We start from the raw sequence: 19,886 nt of genomic DNA, 5'->3' as shown, positions 1-19,886 counted from the left end.
CTCGGCACTGCCCGGGTCCGGGAGCAACGCAGCGGGTGGATGGCCACCCACGGTCTCCTGCCACCTGCTCCTGCCGGGTGAGCGGGGGCGGGCAGGGACCGCCGCCAGTGGAGAATGGCCGGCATGACCCACGTGCTCGACCCCGACGCGCTGCCCGGGGAGACCCCCGCGGTGCACGCGCCGTTGCCGCCGTACGACGACGTGACGCGCTCGGACGCGGCGTTCCGCGTCTTCCTGCACGGCCTGCCCGGCGTCGACCAGGTGGGTGCCGAGGCGCGCGTCGCGCAGCTGGGGACCCGGTCGATCAAGACGACCTCGAAGGCGTGGGCGATCGACACCGCCATCTCGATGGTGGACCTGACCACGCTGGAGGGCGCCGACACCCCGGGGAAGGTGCGCAGCCTGGCCGCCAAGGCCAAGCAGCCCGACCCGTCGGACCCGAGCTGCCCGAAGGTGGCCGCGGTCTGCGTCTACGGCGACCTGGCCGGCGTGGCGAAGGAGGCGCTGGAGGGCACCGGCATCCACGTCGCCGCCGTCGCCACCGCCTTCCCCAGCGGGCGCGCCAGCCGCGCCGTGAAGCTGGCCGACGTCCGGGACGCCGTGGGGAACGGCGCGGACGAGATCGACATGGTGATCGACCGGGGCGCTTTCCTGGCCGGCCGCTACCTCGACGTCTACGAGGAGATCGTCGCGGTCAAGGAGGCGTGCGGCAGCGCCCACCTCAAGGTCATCCTCGAGACCGGCGAGCTCAAGACGCTGGACAACGTCCGCCGCGCCAGCTGGATCGCCATGCTCGCCGGCGGGGACTTCGTCAAGACCTCCACCGGCAAGGTGAGCCCTGCGGCGACGCTGCCGGTGGGCCTGGTGATGCTCGAAGCGGTCCGCGACTTCCGCATCGCCACCGGCCGCCAGGTCGGCTTCAAGCCCGCCGGCGGCATCCGGACGACCAAGGACGCCGTCAAGCACCTCGTGATGATCAACGAGACGGCCGGCCCGGACTGGCTGGACCCCGACTGGTTCCGCTTCGGCGCGTCCAGCCTGCTCAACGACCTGCTCCTGCAGCGGCAGAAGCTGCGCACCGGCCACTACTCCGGCCCCGACTACGTCACGGTGGACTGACCGCAATGCCTCCTTCCCCGCCCAGCCCGGCCCGGCCCACGTCCGTGTTCGAGTACGCCCCTGCCCCCGAGTCACGCTCGATCGTGCACATCGCCCCCTCCTACGGCCTGTTCGTCGACGGCGAGTTCGTCGACGGCACCGGCGAGCCGTTCAAGACGGTCAACCCCGCCACCGAGGAGGTCCTCTCCGAGGTCTCCGCCGCGAGCGAGGCCGACGTCGACCGCGCGGTCCGCGCCGCCCGCCGGGCGTTCGAGAAGACCTGGGGCCCGATGCGCCCCGCCGACCGCGGCAAGTACCTGTTCCGCATCGCCCGGCTGCTGCAGGAGCGGGCGCGGGAGTTCGCCGTCCTGGAGTCGCTGGACAACGGCAAGCCGATCCGGGAGTCCCGCGACGTCGACGTCCCGCTGGCGGCGGCGCACTTCTTCTACCACGCGGGCTGGGCCGACAAGCTCGAGCACGCGGGCCTGGGGCCGGCGCCCAAGCCGCTGGGCGTGGCCGGCCAGGTGATCCCGTGGAACTTCCCGCTGCTCATGCTGGCGTGGAAGGTCGCCCCGGCGCTCGCGACCGGCAACACCGTCGTCCTCAAGCCGGCGGAGACCACCCCGCTGACGGCGCTGCTGTTCGCCGAGATCTGCCGCCAGGCCGACCTCCCGGCCGGGGTGGTCAACATCGTGACCGGCGCCGGCGACACCGGCCGCGCGGTCGTCGAGCACGACGACGTCGACAAGGTGGCGTTCACCGGCTCCACCGAGGTGGGCCGCTCGATCGCCCGCGCCGTGGCCGGCACGCAGAAGAAGCTCACGCTGGAGCTCGGCGGCAAGGCGGCGAACATCGTGTTCGACGACGCCCCGATCGACCAGGCCGTCGAGGGCATCGTCCAGGGCATCTTCTTCAACCAGGGCCACGTCTGCTGCGCGGGCTCCCGCCTGCTGGTGCAGGAGTCGGTCCACGACGAGGTCATCGCCTCCCTCCAGCGCCGCATCGGCACCCTCCGCGTCGGCGACCCGCTGGACAAGAACACCGACATCGGCGCGATCAACTCGGCCGAGCAGCTCGCCCGCATCCGCGAGCTCTCAGACATCGGCGAGGCCGAGGGCGCGCAGCGCTGGCAGCCGGCCTGCGAGCTGCCGGCCAAGGGCTACTGGTTCCCGCCGACGGTCTTCACCGACGTCTCCCCCGCCCACCGGATCGCCCGCGACGAGGTGTTCGGGCCGGTGCTCAGCGTGCTCACCTTCCGCACCCCCGACGAGGCGGTCGCCAAGGCCAACAACTCCACCTACGGCCTGTCGGCGGGCATCTGGAGCGAGAAGGGCTCGCGGATCCTCAAGATCGCCGACCAGTTGCGCGCCGGCGTGGTCTGGGCCAACACCTTCAACAAGTTCGACCCGACGTCGCCGTTCGGTGGCTACAAGCAGTCCGGCTACGGCCGCGAGGGCGGCCGGCACGGGCTCGCCGCGTACCTGAAGGGTGCAGACCAGTGATCGGGAACGACCGGCTCGCCGTCCGGAAGACCTACAAGCTGTACGTGAACGGCGCGTTCCCGCGCTCGGAGTCCGGTCGCACCTACGAGGTCAGGGACACCAAGGGCCACTTCCTGGCGAACGTCTCGCGGGCCTCCCGCAAGGACGCCCGGGACGCCGTCGTCGCCGCGCGCGGCGCCTTCCCGAAGTGGTCGGGCGCCACCGCCTACAACCGCGGCCAGGTGCTCTACCGCGTGGCCGAGGTGATGGAGGGCCGGCACCTCCAGTTCTGCGAGGAGGTCGCCGCCGCCGAGGGGCTGTCGTCGTCCAGGGCCCGCGCCGCCGTCGACGCCGCGATCGACCGCTGGGTCTGGTACGCCGGGTGGACCGACAAGCTGGCCGCCGTCCTGGGCGGGGCCAACCCCGTCGCCGGCCCCTACTTCGACTTCAGCCTGCCCGAGCCCACCGGCGTCGTCGCCGTCCTCGCGCCGCAGCAGTCCAGCCTGCTCGGGCTGGTCAGCGTGCTCGCACCGGTGCTCGCGACGGGCTGCACCGCCGTCGTCGTCACCTCGAAGGAGCGGCCGATCCCGGCCGTCACCCTCGGCGAGGTGCTGGCGACCAGCGACGTCCCCGGTGGCGTGGTCAACCTGCTCACCGGCGACGCCGAGGAGCTGGGCCCCTGGCTGGCCGAGCACGCCGACGTGGACGCCATCGACCTCACCGGCGCCCCGGCCGGCCGCGCGATGGAGTTCGAGCGGGAGGCCGCCGGCACGATCAAACGCGTCGTCCGCCCGCCGGTCACCGAGCCGGACTGGACCGCCGACCCCGGCCTGTCCCGCATGACGCCCTTCCTCGAGACCAAGACGGTGTGGCACCCGATGGGGGCCTGAGCGACCCCTCCCGGCGTTCACCGAGCGCCGACTCGTCGAAGGCGTCACGATCGATCCCCAGCTACCCCCGCCGGCGCCGAAACGAGGACCCCGTGGCCGCGTCCCGTCCCACCACGGTCGACCGGGAGGACGCAGGTCTCCGCCGGTCCATCACCGGGAAGCAGCTGTTCTTCTACACGCTCGGTGACGTCCTCGGCTCGGGGATCTACGTCCTCATCGGCCTGGTCGCGGCCGCCGTCGGCGGTGCCTTCTGGCTGGCCTTCGCGCTGGGCGTCACCGTCGCGGCCATCACCGGTGCGGCGTACGCCGAGCTCGTCACCAAGTACCCCCAGGCCGCCGGTGCCGCTCTCTACATCAAGAAGGCCTTCGGCAGCACGGCGCTGACCTTCCTGGTCACCGTGTCGTTCCTGTCGGCCAGCTTCGCGGCAACGGGGTCGCTGGCCACCGGGTTCGCCTCGTACTTCGCGACGCTGTGGGAGGGGCCGCCCGCGCTGCTGGTGTCGCTGGTGTTCCTGCTCGCCCTGGTGGTCGTCAACTTCATCGGCATCACCGAGTCGGTGGTGATGAACATGCTGATGACCTTCGTGGAGGTCGCCGGCCTGCTCATCATCATGGTGATCGGCATCTGGTTCATCGCGCAGGGGGACGCGGACTTCGGCGTCCTCGTGGACATCAGCGTCTCGGGCAACCCGGCGCTCGCGGTCCTCGCCGGCATCGCCTTCTCGTTCTTCGCGATGACGGGCTTCGAGAACACCGCCAACGTCGCGGAGGAGACGATCGAGCCGCACCGCTCCTTCCCGCGCTCACTCGTCGGCGGCATGGTCGTCGCGGGGATCGTCTACGTCCTGGTCTCCATGGCCGCCGCCCTCACGGTGCCCACCGACCAGCTGGCGAACTCCGACGCCGCCCTGCTCGAGGTCGTGGAGCAGGGCATCCTGCCCTTCTCGACCGACTTCATGACCACGCTGTTCTCGATCATCGCGCTGATCGCGATCACCAACACCACGCTGGTCACGATCGTCACCCAGCCGCGGATCCTCTACGGCATGGCCAAGGAGGACGTCGTCCCGGGCGTCTTCGCGAAGATCCACGCCACCCGCCGCAGCCCCTGGGTGGGCCTGCTGTTCAGCGCGGTGGTCGTCGCGGCCCTGCTGACCGCCGGCAGCCTCGTGGTCAGTGCCGGCGGCATCGACCTGGTCAACACCCTCGCCCTGGTGACGGTCGTCCTGCTCCTCGCCATCTACGCCCTGGTGATCGTCTCCTGCCTCAAGCTGCGCGGGCAGGACGAGGACGAGCGCACCTACCGCGCCAACACACCGCTGCTCGTCCTCGGGCTCGTCGGCAACCTGGCCATCCTGGGGTTCTCGATCTACGACGACCCGTCGTCGCTCCTCTGGTGCGCAGGACTGATCGCCATCGGCGTGGTGCTCTTCCTCGTCGAGTACACGTTCGGCTCGAGGAACCGTCCTGCGGGCACGAGGCGCGGTGACCCGGAGATCGTCCCCCGGACGGAGGCCTGAGATGCACGTCGTCGTCGCCACCGACGGGTCGCCGCAGTCGCTGGCCGCCGCGCACCACCTGACGTCCTTCGCGGACCCGCGGAAGATCACCGGCATCTCGGTGGTGGCGGTGATCCGGCCCTTGGCCTCGGTCGCGTTCGCCGACGAGATCTCGGAGCCGGCGGGCCGCGCCGGCGAGTGGACGGGCAGCTTCCGCGAGGCGGCCCAGCGGGCCGTCGATGCGGTCGCGGCCGTCTTCGACGGGTGGGGTCCCGAGGTGCACAGGCAGGTCCGCAGCGGCTCCCCGGCCACGGAGATCATCGAGGCGGCGGAGGAGCTCGCCGCCGGGCTGGTCGTGGTGGCCGCCGGAGGGCGCGGGCTCAGCGACGTCATCCTCGTCGGCAGCACCGCCCAGCGGGTCCAGCACTACGCGCCGTGCCCGGTCCTCGTCGTGCGCCCCGCGCGCGAGCCGAGGAGGACCGAGCGGGGCAGGGCCTGAGCCCGCCCGCCCGGAGCTGCTGACCGTCGGTCCCGGACCGTCCCCGCGGCGCACTACCCTCGCCCCGTGCCTCATTTCGACGTCGTCGTCCTCGGTGCCGGCCCCGGTGGGTACGTCGCCGCCATCCGCGCCGCCCAGCTCGGCAGGAGCGTGGCGGTGGTGGAGTCGCAGTACTGGGGCGGGGTCTGCCTCAACGTGGGCTGCATCCCGTCCAAGGCCCTGCTGCGCAACGCCGAGCTCGCCCACCTGGTGCGCGACGGCGCGAAGACCTTCGGCATCTCCGGTGACGTCTCCTTCGACTACGGCGCCGCCTTCGACCGCAGCCGCACGGTCGCCGAGGGCCGGGTCAAGGGCGTGCACTTCCTGATGAAGAAGAACGGGATCACCGAGTTCGACGGCTGGGGCTCCTTCACCGACCCCCACACCCTGCAGGTCGCGCTCAACGCCGGTGGCGAGGAGACAGTCACTTTCGACGACGTGATCATCGCGACCGGGGCTCACACCCGGTTCCTGCCCGGCACGGAGCTCTCCGAGCGCGTCGTCACCTACGAGGAGCAGATCCTCAGCCGGGACCTGCCGCGGAGCATCGTCATCGCCGGCGCCGGGGCGATCGGCGTTGAGTTCGCCTTCGTGCTCCGCAACTACGGGGTCGAGGTCACGGTCGTCGAGTACGCCGACCGGGTGCTGCCGCTCGAGGACGCCGCGGTCTCCAAGGAGCTGGCCAAGGCATACCGCAAGCTCGGGGTCGAGGTGCTCACCTCCACCAAGGTCGAGCGGATCGACGACACGGGCGACCAGGTCACGGTCACCGTCTCCGACCCCAAGGGCAGCCGCGAGCTGCACGCGGACAAGGTCATGCAGGCGATCGGGTTCCAGCCCCGGGTCGACGGCTACGGCCTGGAGAAGCTGGGTGTGGAGCTGACCGACCGGGTCCGCGCGATCGCCATCGACGACCGGATGCGCACCAACGTGCCGCACGTCTACGCCATCGGCGACGTCACCGCCAAGCTCATGCTGGCCCACGTGGCCGAGGCCCAGGGCGTCGTCGCCGCCGAGACCATCGCCGGCGCGGAGACGATGGAGCTGGACTACGTGATGATGCCGCGGGCCACGTTCTGCTCGCCGCAGGTCGCCAGCTTCGGCTACACCGAGGCCCAGGCCCGCGAGCTGGCCGACGAGCGCGGCTGGAAGGTCAAGGTCGCCCAGTTCCCGTTCACCGCCAACGGCAAGGCCCAGGGCCTCGCCGAGCCCGGCGGCTTCGTCAAGCTGATCGCCGACGAGACGTACGGCGAGCTGCTCGGCGGCCACCTGGTCGGCCCCGAGGTCACCGAGCTCCTCCCCGAGCTGACGCTCGCGCAGAAGTGGGACCTCACCGCGACCGAGCTCGCCCGCAACGTGCACGCCCACCCGACGCTGAGCGAGGGGCTGCAGGAGGCGATCCACGGCCTCGCCGGCCACATGATCAACCTCTGAGGACGGCGGCACGGCCCGGAGGTGCGCCCCCGGGCCGACAGGGCAGGATGGGCGGGTGGCCAGGCCCAGCATCGTCCCCATCGCACTGACCCTCGACGACCGCACGGGGTACACCCTGTGGGCCCCGCCGTGGGAGGAGGACGGCGAGGAGTGGCAGGCGTTCCTCGGGACGACCGAGGACGACTCGGCAACCGTCCACCTCTTCCCGACCCCGGCGAAGCTCGCCGCCTTCTGCCGCACGCGCACCGACCACGACCTCGCCGACCACCCGGTGTGGCCGGTCGTCGCAGGGCTCGGGGCGGCCGACCTGACCCCCGACGACGACCACCGCTACGACCTCGACGGGGTGTACGACATCGCCGCCGAGAACCCCGACCGGTGGGCGGTGGAGGAGCTCGCCGCGACCGTCGACATCGTCAGCAGGCTGGCCGAGTGCCTGGACACGACCGACGAGGACGACGACGAGGAGCAGTTCGAGGCCGTCGCCGAGTTCGCCGCCAAGCCCGAGATCGGCTCGCTGGGCCTCGGGGTGGAGGCCTTCGCCGGGCGCTCCGGCGAGGAGGCCTGGATCGGCGTCGGCAGCGTCTTCGACGAGCTGTGGGAGGACGTCGTCGAGGAGCTCTCCGACCACTTCGACTGGACCGGCGGCGGCACCGCCACGGTCGAGGAGTACCCGTCGGCCTCCGAGGACGGCGACGACGAGCCGGCCGGGGATGAGCTCCCCGAGCAGGCGGACATCGCCGACGCCGGGCCCGCGGGCGCGACCGCGGCACCGGTGTCCGGCGGCGCGGGGGTCAGCACCATCGCACGCGGCAGCCGGGTGACCGCATCCCCCGCCGCGGTCGCGGCCGCCGCGGAGTTCTGGGAGGCCGTCGGCATCCTGCCGGTGGAGATCGTCGTCCCCGAGGGCTCGGGGGTGACCCTCCGGTGCTACGTCGACGACGTCGCCCGCTTCCTCGGCCGCGACGGGGAGGTGTTCCTCTTCGACACCCCTGCGGACCTGGCGCGCTTCTGCGCGGGCAACGAGCGGCACGACCTGGTCGAGATCGCCTCCTGGCCCGAGGTCGCCGACACCGACACGCTGCCCTTGCCGGCCGAGCAGGACCGCTACGACCTCACCGAGGTCGCCGAGGTGCTGGGCGAGGTCGCCGACGGCGCCGCCGGGCTGGTGCCGCACCGGGCCCTCGTGCAGCCGGCCGAGGGTGTGCGCGACCTCGCGGAGTACGCGGGCCTGGCTCGGGTGGACGAGCTGCTCGCCCCCTCGGCGCCGCTGGGCCGGGCGCTGGCCCGTGCCGAGCGGCAGCCCGAGGAGCCGCTGGGCGCCGCCGAGGCCGCGGAGCTGCGCACCGCCTGGGACGAGGCGGTGGCCGCGGTCGGCGGGGCGCTGGTCCACCGCGACTAGCAGGGACGGCGAAGGCCCGCCCCGGAGAACCGGGACGGGCCTTCCTCGTCCGCTCTCACGCCCGGCCCCGCCAGGGGCTCACCGCGAGAGTGCGGGTGGTGAGGGGCGGGACCCCTCAGCCCTGGCGCGGGGGGCGACCCGAGCGCTCGCCGCCGAACCGGCGGTCGCCGCCGCCGGGCCGGCCGGACCGCTCGCCGCCGGAGCGGTTGCGGTCGCCGTACGAGCGGCGCGGGCCACCGCGGTGGCCGCCACCGGGCCGGTCGCCCTCGCGGCGCGGACGGCCGCCGGGGCCGCCGGCGCGACGCGAGTCGCGGACCGGTCGCTCGACCGGCTGGACGTGCACGCCGCTGGCGACGAGCTCGGCGATCTCCTGGTCACCCGGGGTGACCCGGCGCAGCGCGGGGTCGACCTTGGCCTGGCGGAAGCGCCGCTTGGACTGGCCGACCTGGTCGGGCAGCAGCAGCGACACGACCACGCCTGCGGCACCCGCGCGGGCCGTGCGGCCCGACCGGTGCAGGTAGGTCTTCGAGTCCGCCGGCGGGTCGTAGTGCAGGACCAGCGAGACGTCGTCGACGTGGATGCCGCGCGCGGCGACGTCGGTCGCGACCAGCACGGGCGAGCGGGCGTCGGTGAACGCCTCCAGCGCCCGCTTGCGGGCCGACTGCGGCAGGCCACCGTGGATGGCCGCGGCCTGCACCCCGGCCTCGAGCAGGTGCTCGGTGAGCCGGTCGGCGCCCAGCTGGGTACGGACGAAGATGATCGTCCGGCCCGGCCGGCGAGCCAGCTCCTTGGTCAGCGCGACCTTGTCGCGGAAGGCCAGCGTGTACGCGCGGTGCTCGGCCGGAGGGGCGTCGTCCCCGGGGCGCTTGACCTCGTGCCGGGCCGGGTCCTTGAGGTAGCGGCGCACCAGGGCGTCGACCTCGCCGTCCAGCGTGGCCGAGAACAGCAGGCGCTGTGCGTCGGCCGCGGTCTGGTCGAGCAGCTCCTTCACGACCGGCAGGAAGCCGAGGTCGGCCATGAAGTCGGCCTCGTCGAGCACCGTGATGACGACCTCGGCGAGGGTGGCCTCGCCCTGGCTGATCAGGTCCTGCAGCCGGCCGGGGGTGGCGATGACGACGTCCACGCCGCGGCGCAGCTGCTGGATCTGCCGGTACATGGGCGCGCCGCCGTAGACGGTGGCGAGCTGGACACCGGTGGCCTGACCGAGGGGGGCCAGGTTGTCGTGCACCTGCTGGGCGAGCTCACGGGTCGGCACGAGGACCAGCCCGCGGGGGGCCCGGCGGCCGTGCTTGACCTCGGCGCCGAGGCGGGCCAGCAGCGGCAGGCCGAAGGCCAGCGTCTTGCCCGAGCCGGTGGCGGCCTTGCCGAGGACGTCGCGCCCGGCGAGCGCGTCGGGCAGGGCCGAGGTCTGGATGGCGAAGGGGTGGCGGATGCCGCGCCGCTCGAGCGCGGTCACCAGCGGCTGGGGCAGACCCAGCTGGCCGAAGGTGGGGCCGGCCGGCGCCTCGGGCGCCTGCACGGGGGTGGTGTCGCCCTCGTTCGACTCGATCGGGGCAGGGTGGATCAACGTCATGCGGGGTGGGGCTCCGATACTGCTCGGAGCGCGTCCCGTGGAAGAGGAGGAGCCCCGGCGAGTGCCGGTGTCCTCACTTGGCGATCAGCTGCGCCCGGGAGGACGCGGGATCTGCACGGATGCGCTCGTTCCCGGACCGACCGTCCGGGAGGATGACCGGCCTTGTGCCGGTGCCTCTACCGTAGCAGCGGAGATCACGACACCATTCCCGCGAACGGGCGTGACGGCCCCCACCCGTGGCGGCCGTCAGTCGGCTTCCTCGTCCTGGTGCCCGGCCGAGACCGCCAGCACGCCCTCGAGGTCGGCGAGCCGGGCGGCGAGCGCCGTGACCGGTCCCGCACCCTCCAGCGTCAGCCGGACGGTGGCCTGGCGGACGCTGCTGCGCTGCTCGGCCTCCGACGACGTCGCCAGGTCCCGCACCGTGAAGCCCTGCTGCGTGCACTCGGCCAGCGCCCGGCGCAGCACGCCCTCCCCGTCCCGGTAGGTGAGCACGAGCGGGTAGACGTGCGCCGCCCGACCCGAGAGCCGGCGGGCCAGCGGGGTGAAGGCGTAGGCGATGAGCAGGTGCCCAGCGGTGGCGACGGCGGCGTACGCCCACAGCCCCGCCCCCGCCGCCATCCCGACGGCCGCGGTCAGCCAGACGACGGCCGCGGTGGTCAGCCCCCGCACGGCGTCGCGACGCACGAAGATCAGCCCGCCGCCGATGAAGCCCAGCCCGGACACCACCTGGGCGGCGATGCGGGAATCGCCGAACTCCGCCCGGCTGATGACCATGAACAGCGCCGCTGCGAACCCGACGATCGTGAGCGTCCGCAGACCGGCCGCCTTCTGCCGCAGCTCGCGCTCGAACCCGATCAGCGCGGAGAGCCCGAAGGCCACCCCGAGATCGGCCAGCCGGCCCCAGGACTGCCCGGTCGCCTCGGCGAGCAGGACCTCCACGGGTCAGCCCCGCAGCGCGACGTACCCGGGGCGGACGACGTCGTCCAGCAGCCGCCGGCGCTCGTCGTCGGGCAGGAACGCACCGGCGAGCGCACGCTCGGTGACCGTCTGCACGTCGTCCCACGTCCAGCCGTACGTCGTCGCGACGTCGGTGATCTCGCTGGTCAGCGACACCCCGCTCATCAGCCGGTTGTCGGTGTTCAGGGTGACGGCGAAGCCGAGCCGGTGCAGGCGGTCCACCGGGTGCTCGGCGAGTGAGGGGTAGGCGCCGGTCTGGACGTTGGACGACGGCGCCACCTCGAGGGTGACCTGCTCGTCGCGGACCCGCTGCGCGACCGGGCCCAGGGTGCCGTCCGCGGCGACCTCGTCGGCGATCCGCACGCCGTGGCCGAGCCGTTCGGCGCCGGCGCCGTCGAGCGCGGCCACGATGCTGGCGATGCCGGCGGCCTCCCCGGCGTGCACGGTCCGGCGCGCCCCGGCGCAGTCCAGCAGGGCCAGCGCGGCCGGGATGCGGTCCGGCGGGAAGCCGTCCTCGGGGCCGGCGAGGTCGAAGCCGACGACGCCGGCGTCGCGGTACCGGACGACCAGGCCGGCGACCTCCTCCCAGCGGTCCTCCTGCCGCATCGCGCACAGCAGCGTGCCGATGCGGACCGGGGTGCCGGCCGCGGCGGCGTCCCGGCTGCCCCGGGCGTAGCCGTCGAGCATCGCCTCGACCGCCGCCTCCAGCGGCATCCCGCCGGCGAGCAGCTCGGGGGCCATGCGCACCTCGGCGTACACGACGCCGTCGGCGGCGAGGTCGAGCGCGCACTCCCGGGCCACCCGGGCCACGGCGTCGGGTGTCTGCATGACGGCGACGGTGTGCGCGAACGTCTCGAGGTATCGCACCAGGGAGCCCGAGTCCGCCGCCTCGCGGAACCAGCGCCCGAGCGAGGCCGCGTCCGACGCCGGGAGCTCGCGGTAGCCGATCTCGTCGGCCAGGTCGAGCACCGTCTGCGGCCGCAACCCGCCGTCCAGGTGGTCGTGGAGCAGGACCTTCGGGACGCGGCGGACGTCGTCGGCGTTCAACGGTGCAGACACGGAGGAACGCTACCTGTCACGCCGATTGGGCCTGGAGGGGTCCGCGCAGGCAGCGCTCAGTTCGACGGGGGGACGGCCGTTGGCCGCGGTGTCGTCCCGAGTGGGGGCCGGAGGCCTCCGCGCAGGGACGACGGCAGGGCTCAGCTCAACGGGGGGACGGCCGTTGGCCGCGGTGTCGTCCGGAGGACGACGATGTCACCGGTCCTGCCAGCGGAAGGTGCGGACGCAGAGTAGGAGGCCCAGCACGCACCAGACGGCCAGCACGACCGCCACCGTGCCCAGCTCCCACGAGCCCGCCGGCTCGCGGGCGGCGAGCGAGTCGGGGAGGAAGACCGAACGCAGGCCCTGCGCGAGCCACTTCACCGGGAAGATCGCGGCGACGTCCTGGAGCCACCCGGGCACCTGGTCGAAGGGCATGAAGACCCCGGAGATGAACTCCAGCACGAGCGCTATGGGCGTGACCGTCGCCGAGGCCGAGCGGGAGTTGCGGGCCAGCGAGGAGACCGCGATGCCGAGCAGCGTGCAGGCCGCCGCACCCAGCACGGTGACCCAGGCGAAGGTCAGCCAGTCGGCGCCGGCGGGCAGGTCGATGCCGAACACGAGGACGCCGACCACGAGCAGGAGGACGATCGTCGCGATCGTCACGGCGACGACCTGCGCCACCTTGCCGACGAAGTAGGCGGTCTTCGGCATCGGGCTGCCGGCGAGCGCCTTGAGCGTGCCGTCCGAGCGCTCGCCGGCGATGTGGATGGCCATGTTCTGCAGGCTCGCGCCGACGATGCCGGCCGCGATGACGCCCGCCATGAAGTACTGCGGGAAGTCCACGCCCGAGCCCAGGTCGTAGTCCAGGACCGCGCCCAGCCCGAGCAGGAGGATGACCGGGAACACCAGCGTGAAGACGACCGACTCGCGCTGGCGGAAGAACTCCTTGAGCTCCACCCCGGCCCGGGTGCGGGAGACCCGGGCGACCGAGGGCAGCGCGGGCCGCTCCGGTGCGGTGGTGCTCACGAGCGGTCCCCGATCATCTTGAGGTAGACGTCCTCGAGCGTGGGCCGGCTGACGGCGAGGTCGGGGACCTCGCCGGGGAACCGGGCGGCCAGCTCGGCGACGAACGCGGTGGGCGTGGCGGTCTCGGCGGTGCGCCGGACGCCGTCCTCGGTCCAGCTGACGACGGCGGGCGCGGTGCCGCGACCACCGAGCGCGGTGGGGACGGCGACCTCGGCGAGCTGGCCGTGGGCGAGGACGCCGACGCGGTCGGCGAGCTCCTCGGCCTCGTCGAGGTAGTGGGTGGTGAGCAGCATGGTGGTGCCCAGCTCGCGCAGCGAGCGGATCAGCGACCAGAACTGGCGGCGCGCCTCCGGGTCGAAGCCGGTGGTCGGCTCGTCCAGGAACAGCAGCCGGGGCCGCCCGACGATGCCCAGCGCCACGTCCAGCCGGCGCCGCTGGCCGCCGGACAGCGTGCGACCGCGGGCTCCGGCCTTCTCCGCGAGGCCGACCAGCTCGAGCACCTCGTCGGGGTCGCGCGGGTCGGCGTAGTAGGAGGCCTGCGCGGACAGCAGCTCGCGCACCGAGAGCTGGCTGTCACCGGCGCCGGACTGCAGCACGATGCCGAGCTCCGACTTCCAGCGGCGCCCGCCCCGCGCCGGGTCGACGCCGAGCACGCGCACCTCGCCGGCGTCGCGGTCGCGGTAGCCCTCGCAGATCTCGACCGTCGTCGTCTTGCCGGCCCCGTTGGGTCCCAGCAGCGCGAAGATCTCCCCCCGGCGGATGTCGAGGTCCAGGCCGTCCACCGCCGCCCGGTCGCCGTAGCGCTTGACCAGGCCCCGGATGGAGATGGCCGCCTCGGGGTCGAGCGGCTCCCTCACGGGTCCCGCCGCGGCCTCGTGCCGGGTCCCACCCCGAGCCTGCGGGGGGTGGGGAGGACGGGGTCCTCCCTCGGTGGGTAGGAGGGAGTCCTTCTGCACGAGGGAACAGTCTCCCCCTTCGGCTCGGACCACCCGCGCCCCTCCCCCGCGATCACGCGCCGACACCGGGGATCCGGCCCGGACGCGGCCCCGAGGCCGTGGTCACGGAGGGGGCTCAGGCGGTGATGCGGTCGAGCACCAGCGGCAGCGGCTGCTCGCCCGAGTCCACGGCGATGGCGCCCTCGAGCGCCTCGAGCGCCCGCGGGATCCGGTCGGCGTCGTCGGTCTGCAGCTCCAGCAGCGGCTGGCCCGCGGTCACCCGCTCCCCCACGCCGGCGGTCCAGGTGATGCCGGCGGCGGCCGAGACGGGGTCCTCCTTGCGCGCCCGGCCGGCGCCCAGGCGCCAGGCGGCGACGCCCAGGGAGTAGGCGTCCAGGCGGGTGAGCGTGCCGTCGGCCGGCGCGGTCACCACGTGCCGCTCGGCCGGTTGCGGCAGCGGCGCGTCGGGGTCGCCGCCCTGCGCGGCGATCATCCGCCGCCAGACGTCCATCGCCCGCCCGTCGGCGAGCGCGTCGGCGGGGTCGACGTCGTCCCGACCTGCACCGTCCAGCATCTCCCGGGCCAGGGCGAGGGTCAGCTCGACGACGTCGGCGGGCCCGCCGCCGGCGAGCACCTCCACCGACTCCGCGACCTCCACCGCGTTGCCCGCGGCGCGGCCCAGCGGCCGGTCCATGGCGGTCACCAGCGCCACCGTGCGCACCCCGGCGGCCTGCCCGAGCCCGACCATGGTGCGGGCCAGCGTGCGGGCGTCGTCGGGGTTCTTCATGAAGGCCCCCGAGCCGGTCTTGACGTCCAGGACCAGCGCGTCCGCGCCCTCGGCGATCTTCTTGCTCATGATCGAGCTGGCGATGAGCGGGATCGACTCGACGGTGCCGGTGACGTCGCGGAGCGCATACAGCAGCTTGTCGGCCGGGGCCAGGTCGTGCCCGGCCGCGCAGATGACCGCCCCGACGTCGCGGAGCTGGGCGAGGTAGGCCTCCTCGTGCACGTCGGCCCGCCAGCCGGGGATCGCCTCCAGCTTGTCCAGCGTGCCCCCGGTGTGGCCGAGCCCCCGGCCGGAGAGCTGCGGCACCGCCACCCCGCAGGCGGCGACCAGCGGCGCCAGCGGCAGCGTGATCTTGTCCCCGACCCCACCCGTGGAGTGCTTGTCCGCCGTGGGGCGGCCCAGCGACGAGAGGTCCTTGCGCTCGCCCGAGTCGATCATCGCCTGCGTCCAGACGGCGAGCTCGTCGGCGGTCATCCCGCGGAAGAACACCGCCATGAGCAGCGCGCTCATCTGCTCGTCGGGGACCTGGCCGGCGGTGTAGGCGCCGATCACCCAGCGGATCTGCTCCGCGGTGAGCGGGGCGCCGTCCCGCTTGGCGCGGATGACGTCGATCGCGTCGTGGCCGGCCATCAGCCCTGCCCCCGCTCCGCGGCCGCGACCAGGTCCTCGGGGCCGAAGGCGTCCGGCAGGACCTCGCGCATCGGCACGATCCCGAGCGAGACGGTCTCGATCAGCATCTCGGCCCCACCGTGCTCCCACAGCAGCTGGCGGCAGCGGCCGCAGGGCATGAGAGGCTGCCCGTCCCCGCCGACGCAGGCGACGGCGACCAGCCGGCCGCCCCCGGTGCGGGCGAGGTCGCTGACCATGCCGCACTCGGCGCACAGGCCCAGCCCGTACGAGGCGTTCTCCACGTTGCAGCCGGTCACGACGCGGCCGTCGTCCACCAGCCCGGCGACCCCGACCGGGAACCTCGAGTAGGGCGCGTAGGCATGGGTCATGGCCTCTCGGGCCGCGGCGCGCAGGGCGTCCCAGTCGGGCTGCATCAGTGTTCCCCTCGTCGGTAGACCAGTCCGTCGGCCTTGGGCATCCGCAGCCGTTGGGAGGCCAGCGAGAGGACCAGCAGGGTGGTGAGGTGCGGGGTGAAGAAGACGATGCCGTCGGGCAGCTCGTCGACGCTGAGGAACGCGGCCAGCGCGAGCGCCGCCACCACGACGGCCAGCACCGCGGGGACCCAGCGGCGCCGCAGGGCCTGGTAGACCGCGACGCCGACCAGCAGGAGCGCGACCAGCAGCAGCAGCGCGACCACCGCCGTCCGGCTGCGCAGCTGCAGGGCGTCGGAGAAGCCGAACAGGCCGGCACCGGCAGCGAGCCCGCCCGGGCGCCAGTTGCCGAAGATCAGCGCGGCGAGGCCGATGAAGCCGCGGCCACCGGTCTGCCCCTCGCGGTAGATGCCCGCCACGAAGACGAGGAAGACACCGCCGAGGCCGGCCAGCGCACCGGAGATGATCACCGCGATGTACTTCATCCGGTACACCGGCACGCCCAGCGAGTCGGCCGCCGCCGGGTTCTCACCGCAGGAGCGCAGCCGCAGCCCGAAGGCCGTCCGCCACAGGATGAGGTAGCTGATCGGGACCAGCAGGATCGCCAGCAGCGTGACCACGCCGAGCCCGCTGGTCAGCCCGCGGAGCACGCCGGCGAGGTCGCTCAGCAGGAACCAGCCGGTGTTCTCCAGGTCGCCGAGCAGGTCGGGGCCCGAGGAGAGCACCGGGATCGAGAAGCTGGGCGGGTCGCCGCCCACCGACGGCGACTGCGTCGGACCGCCGCCGGTCCCCTCGACGTACACCAGCTCGGAGAGGAAGCGGACGACGCCGGCCGCGAGGATGTTGATCGCGACGCCGGAGATGACGTGGTCGACCCCGAAGGTCACCGTGGCGATGGCGTGCAGCAGCCCGCCGATGGCGCCGAACAGCGTGCCGCCGATGATCGCGCCGACCCAGCCCCACTGCCAGCCCGCGAAGCCGGCGCCCCATGTGCCGAGGATGAGCATGCCCTCGAGGCCGATGTTCACCACGCCGGCGCGCTCGGAGTAGAGCCCGCCCAGCGCGGCGAGCCCGATCGGCACCGCCAGCAGCAGCGCCGCCCGCATCGTGGACGACGAGGTCAGCGCCTCCTCGCCGGAGATCGCCCGGGTGACGGAGAAGACGAGCAGCAGGCCGACGACCAGCCAGAGGATCCGGCTGCCCCGGCTCCCGCCGGTGAGCCGGTCGGTGAGCGGGCCGCGGCTGGGCCGGGTGGCGGTGCTGCCACCGGCCGGGGTCGCGGTGGTCATGCTCGCGCCTCCTCGGAAGAGCCGGGAACGCCGGTGCGGAGGCGGTGGCCGCCGTCGGGCCCCGCGCCGGGGCCGGGGCCGCCCGGGTCCGCGCTGCCGCCGGGGTCCGGGGGCGCGCCGGTCGCCTCCGCACCGGCGCGCTCGGCCGAGCGCAGGGCCAGCCGGCGGGCGATCTCGTTGGCGATGACGACGGCGAGCACGATCGTCCCTTGGATGATCGTGACCACCGACGCGGGGATGTCGGCGAACTGGAGCGGCAGGGCGGCCCGGTCGAGGAACGCGAACAGGAGCGCGGCCAGCGCGATCCCCAGCACGTTGTTCCGGCCGAGCAGCGCCACGGCGATGCCCAGGAAGCCCAGCCCGGCGGTGAACTCGGTGCCGAACGAGCGGGTGTCTCCGAGCAGGTCGGGCAGCCCGATCAGGCCGGCGACGGCGCCGGACAGCAGCATCGTGGTGACCACCATGCGGCGGGCGTCGACACCGCTCGCGGTGGCCGCCGAGGCCGAGATGCCGGTGGCCCGCAGGTCGAAGCCGAAGCGGGTGCGCTGGATGAGCACCGCGATCACGATGCCGACGAGGATCGCCACGACGAGGAACCCGAACAGCTCCGTGCGCGGCTCGGCCAGCCCGAAGGCGCCCAGCAGGCCGTTGAGCCCCGGGAACCAGGCCGACTCCGGCAGCGGCGTGGTGGTGATGATCGACGCACCCTCCGGGCTGCCCCGGAACGGGCCGGTGAGCAGGTAGGACGCCAGCCCGAGCGCGATGAAGTTCAGCATGATCGAGCTGATGACCTCGCTGACGCCGCGGGTCACCTTGAGCACGCCCACGATGCCGGCCCACAGCGCGCCCACCGCCATGGCCACCACGATGACCAGCAGGACGTGCAGCGGGCCGGGAAGCGCCACGGCTGCCCCGACCGCGGCCGCCACGACGGTGGCCAGCCGGTACTGGCCCTCCACGCCGATGTTGAACAGCCCCATGCGGAAGGCGATCGACACCGCGAGCCCCGCCAGGAAGAGCGGGACGGCGCGGTTGAGGATCACCACGAGGGACTGGACCTGCTGGGAGGGCGCGTCACCCAGGTCGGTCATCACCTGCAGCGCCCGCAGCGGGTTCTCGCCGATGAGCGCGATGACCAGGGCCGAGATGACCAGCGCGACCAGGACGGCGAGCGCCGGGCCGAGCAGGGCCAGGCCGGTGCTGCGCACGCGGTTCACGCCGCACCTGCCGCGGTCCGGGCGCCGGTCATGTGGCCGCCGAGCTCCTCGGGGGTGACCTGGCGCGGGTCGACCGTGGCCACGAGGCGGCCGCGGAACATGACGTGCAGCGTGTCGGAGAGACCGATCAGCTCGTCGAGGTCGGCCGACACCAGCACGATGCCCATCCCTTCGCCGCGGGCGTCCTTGAGCAGTTCCCAGATCACCGACTGCGCGCCGACGTCGACCCCGCGGGTGGGGTGCGCGGCGATCAGCAGCCGGGGGGTGGCGCTCATCTCGCGGCCGACGATCAGCTTCTGCTGGTTGCCGCCGGAGAGCGCCACCGCCAGCGTGTCGGGGCCGGGGGCCCGCACGTCGTACTCGCGCATGATCCGCTCGGTGTCGCTGCGGGCGCCCTTGCGGTCGATGAAGGGGCCGCGCGCGGCCGGCGGGCGGGTCTGGTGGCCCAGGATGCGGTTCTCCCAGAGCGGGGCGTCCAGCAGCATCCCCTGCCGGTGGCGGTCCTCGGGGATGAAGCCGATGCCGGCCTCGCGGCGGGCGCGGGTGGTCCACCCGCTGATGTCCTCGTCGCCCAGCTGCACCGTGCCCCCGGCCAGCGAGCGCAGGCCCATGACCGCCTCGACGAGCTCGGCCTGGCCGTTGCCCTCGACGCCGGCGATGCCCACCACCTCGCCCTCGCGGACGGTGAGGTCGACGGCGTCGACGAGCGGCCGGCCGGCGTCGGAGGCCACGGTGACGGCCTGCAGGCGGAGCACCGGGGTCTCGCGCACGGTGGAGCTGCGCAGCTCCGGCGTGGGCAGCTCCGCGCCGACCATCATCTCGGCGAGCTGCTTGGCGGTGGTGGTGCGGGGGTCGGCGTCGCCGACGGTGGTGCCGCGGCGGATGACGGTGATCGCGTCGGCGACCTTCCGGACCTCGTCGAGCTTGTGCGAGATGAAGATGACGGTGAGCCCCTCGCGCTTGAGCTCGGCGAGGTTGCCGAACAGCTCGTCGACCTCCTGGGGCACCAGGACAGCGGTCGGCTCGTCGAGGATCAGCGTCCGGGCGTTCCGGTACAGCACCTTGGCGATCTCGACCCGCTGCCGGTCACCGACGCCGAGGTCCTCGACCAGGTCGTCGGGGCGCAGCCCGAGGCCGTACCGCTCGGAGATCTCCTCGATCCGGCGCCGGGCGCTGTCGCGGTCCAGCCGGCCGCCCTTCCTGGGCTCGCTGCCCAGCACGACGTTCTCGAGCACCGTGAAGTTGTCGGCCAGCATGAAGTGCTGGTGCACCATGCCGATCCCCGCCGCGATCGCGTCGGCCGGGCTGCGGAACTGCACGGGGCGGCCGTCGACGAGGATCATGCCCTCGTCCGGCCGGTGCTCGCCGTACAGCGTCTTCATCAGCGTGGACTTGCCCGCGCCGTTCTCACCGACGATCGCGTGCACCTCGCCGCGCCGCACCGTCAGCTCGATGTCCTTGTTGGCGACGACGCCGGGGAACCGCTTGGTGATGCCGTGCAGCTCGACCGCGTACGGCGACCGCGCCGCCCCGCCGTCGGGCTGCTCGGCACCGGCTGCTGGAGCCTGGGCCATGGGTGGGCCTCTCTCTCACGGTGCGCCGCGCGGCGGCGCTGATCTCTGTCCGGCGAACCCGGGACGACGCCGGTCCGGTCGTCGCCCCCGGGATGCCGGTGGTCG

17 protein-coding genes are annotated in these 19,886 nt (G+C 73.6%); 7 read left to right on the top strand and 10 right to left on the bottom strand.

Annotated features, from left to right (window positions below; translation table 11 throughout):
* Window positions 1-123 precede the first annotated feature (123 nt).
* The 7 genes from deoC (at window position 124) to ACI79W_RS02220 (ending at window position 8,342) form a co-directional block, all read left to right on the top strand.
* Window positions 124-1,119: a deoxyribose-phosphate aldolase gene (gene deoC, locus ACI79W_RS02250; RefSeq protein ID WP_456560445.1), complete on the top strand. Its 996-nt coding sequence runs from the start codon at window positions 124-126 to the stop codon at window positions 1,117-1,119.
* 5 nt (window positions 1,120-1,124) lie between these two features.
* Window positions 1,125-2,600 (top strand): aldehyde dehydrogenase family protein, encoded by a 1,476-nt coding sequence (locus ACI79W_RS02245; RefSeq protein WP_456560444.1) that lies wholly within the window; start codon window positions 1,125-1,127, stop codon window positions 2,598-2,600.
* On the top strand, window positions 2,597-3,469 hold the full coding sequence (locus ACI79W_RS02240) for an aldehyde dehydrogenase family protein (protein WP_456560443.1): 873 nt from the start codon (window positions 2,597-2,599) through the stop codon (window positions 3,467-3,469). Before ACI79W_RS02245 ends, ACI79W_RS02240 begins: the two co-directional genes overlap by 4 nt.
* Before the next feature lie 92 nt (window positions 3,470-3,561).
* Complete coding sequence (locus ACI79W_RS02235) at window positions 3,562-4,989, top strand: APC family permease (protein WP_456560442.1); 1,428 nt, start codon at window positions 3,562-3,564, stop codon at window positions 4,987-4,989.
* 1 nt (window position 4,990) lies between these two features.
* Window positions 4,991-5,467: a universal stress protein gene (locus tag ACI79W_RS02230; protein ID WP_456560441.1), complete on the top strand. Its 477-nt coding sequence runs from the start codon at window positions 4,991-4,993 to the stop codon at window positions 5,465-5,467.
* A 66-nt stretch (window positions 5,468-5,533) separates the two neighbouring features.
* On the top strand, window positions 5,534-6,940 hold the full coding sequence (lpdA, locus tag ACI79W_RS02225; protein WP_456560440.1) for a dihydrolipoyl dehydrogenase: 1,407 nt from the start codon (window positions 5,534-5,536) through the stop codon (window positions 6,938-6,940).
* Between the two features lie 55 nt (window positions 6,941-6,995).
* A complete protein-coding gene (locus ACI79W_RS02220; RefSeq protein WP_456560439.1) occupies window positions 6,996-8,342 on the top strand; it encodes a hypothetical protein in 1,347 nt (448 codons plus the stop codon).
* Between the two features lie 115 nt (window positions 8,343-8,457).
* Here the strand turns inward: ACI79W_RS02220 and ACI79W_RS02215 are convergent, their stop codons facing one another.
* The 10 genes from ACI79W_RS02215 to ACI79W_RS02170 form a co-directional block, all read right to left on the bottom strand.
* Complete coding sequence (locus ACI79W_RS02215) at window positions 8,458-9,915, bottom strand: DEAD/DEAH box helicase (protein WP_456560438.1); 1,458 nt, start codon at window positions 9,913-9,915, stop codon at window positions 8,458-8,460.
* Between the two features lie 246 nt (window positions 9,916-10,161).
* Window positions 10,162-10,854 carry an MgtC/SapB family protein gene (locus ACI79W_RS02210; RefSeq protein ID WP_456560437.1) on the bottom strand — a complete coding sequence of 231 codons (693 nt, stop codon included), beginning with the start codon at window positions 10,852-10,854 and terminating at the stop codon, window positions 10,162-10,164.
* 3 nt (window positions 10,855-10,857) lie between these two features.
* Window positions 10,858-11,931, bottom strand: a complete 1,074-nt coding sequence (locus ACI79W_RS02205; RefSeq protein WP_456560436.1) for an adenosine deaminase — start codon at window positions 11,929-11,931, stop codon at window positions 10,858-10,860.
* Window positions 11,932-12,126: 195 nt separating this feature from the next.
* A complete protein-coding gene (locus ACI79W_RS02200; protein WP_456560435.1) occupies window positions 12,127-12,939 on the bottom strand; it encodes an ABC transporter permease in 813 nt (270 codons plus the stop codon).
* On the bottom strand, window positions 12,936-13,796 hold the full coding sequence (locus ACI79W_RS02195; protein ID WP_456560434.1) for an ABC transporter ATP-binding protein: 861 nt from the start codon (window positions 13,794-13,796) through the stop codon (window positions 12,936-12,938). The genes ACI79W_RS02200 and ACI79W_RS02195 overlap by 4 nt, the downstream gene beginning before the upstream one ends.
* Before the next feature lie 214 nt (window positions 13,797-14,010).
* Complete coding sequence (locus ACI79W_RS02190; RefSeq protein ID WP_456560433.1) at window positions 14,011-15,291, bottom strand: thymidine phosphorylase; 1,281 nt, start codon at window positions 15,289-15,291, stop codon at window positions 14,011-14,013.
* Window positions 15,291-15,704: a cytidine deaminase gene (locus tag ACI79W_RS02185; RefSeq protein ID WP_456560432.1), complete on the bottom strand. Its 414-nt coding sequence runs from the start codon at window positions 15,702-15,704 to the stop codon at window positions 15,291-15,293. The genes ACI79W_RS02190 and ACI79W_RS02185 overlap by 1 nt, the downstream gene beginning before the upstream one ends.
* Entirely contained in the window at window positions 15,704-16,990 is a 1,287-nt protein-coding gene (locus tag ACI79W_RS02180; RefSeq protein ID WP_456560431.1) for an ABC transporter permease, read from the bottom strand. Before ACI79W_RS02180 ends, ACI79W_RS02185 begins: the two co-directional genes overlap by 1 nt.
* A complete protein-coding gene (locus ACI79W_RS02175; RefSeq protein ID WP_456560430.1) occupies window positions 16,987-18,207 on the bottom strand; it encodes an ABC transporter permease in 1,221 nt (406 codons plus the stop codon). The genes ACI79W_RS02180 and ACI79W_RS02175 overlap by 4 nt, the downstream gene beginning before the upstream one ends.
* On the bottom strand, window positions 18,204-19,781 hold the full coding sequence (locus ACI79W_RS02170; protein ID WP_456560429.1) for an ABC transporter ATP-binding protein: 1,578 nt from the start codon (window positions 19,779-19,781) through the stop codon (window positions 18,204-18,206). Before ACI79W_RS02170 ends, ACI79W_RS02175 begins: the two co-directional genes overlap by 4 nt.
* Between the last annotated feature and the right edge of the window lie 105 nt (window positions 19,782-19,886).

It is taken from the genome of Blastococcus sp. SYSU DS0533 (assembly GCF_054050775.1).
Note: the sequence above shows the minus strand (reverse complement) of the source record. Positions and strands in the feature narration are given on the sequence as shown.

Excerpts from the sequence above, each read along its gene's own strand:
- deoC (WP_456560445.1), top strand. The coding sequence starts at position 124 with ATGACCCACGTGCTCGACCCCGACGCGCTGCCCGGGGAGACCCCCGCG.
- ACI79W_RS02230 (WP_456560441.1), top strand. The coding sequence starts at position 4,991 with ATGCACGTCGTCGTCGCCACCGACGGGTCGCCGCAGTCGCTGGCCGCC.
- ACI79W_RS02185 (WP_456560432.1), bottom strand. The coding sequence starts at position 15,704 with ATGCAGCCCGACTGGGACGCCCTGCGCGCCGCGGCCCGAGAGGCCATG.
- ACI79W_RS02170 (WP_456560429.1), bottom strand. The coding sequence starts at position 19,781 with ATGGCCCAGGCTCCAGCAGCCGGTGCCGAGCAGCCCGACGGCGGGGCG.
- ACI79W_RS02180 (WP_456560431.1), bottom strand. The coding sequence starts at position 16,990 with ATGACCACCGCGACCCCGGCCGGTGGCAGCACCGCCACCCGGCCCAGC.
- ACI79W_RS02190 (WP_456560433.1), bottom strand. The coding sequence starts at position 15,291 with ATGGCCGGCCACGACGCGATCGACGTCATCCGCGCCAAGCGGGACGGC.
- ACI79W_RS02245 (WP_456560444.1), top strand. The coding sequence starts at position 1,125 with ATGCCTCCTTCCCCGCCCAGCCCGGCCCGGCCCACGTCCGTGTTCGAG.
- ACI79W_RS02215 (WP_456560438.1), bottom strand. The coding sequence starts at position 9,915 with ATGACGTTGATCCACCCTGCCCCGATCGAGTCGAACGAGGGCGACACC.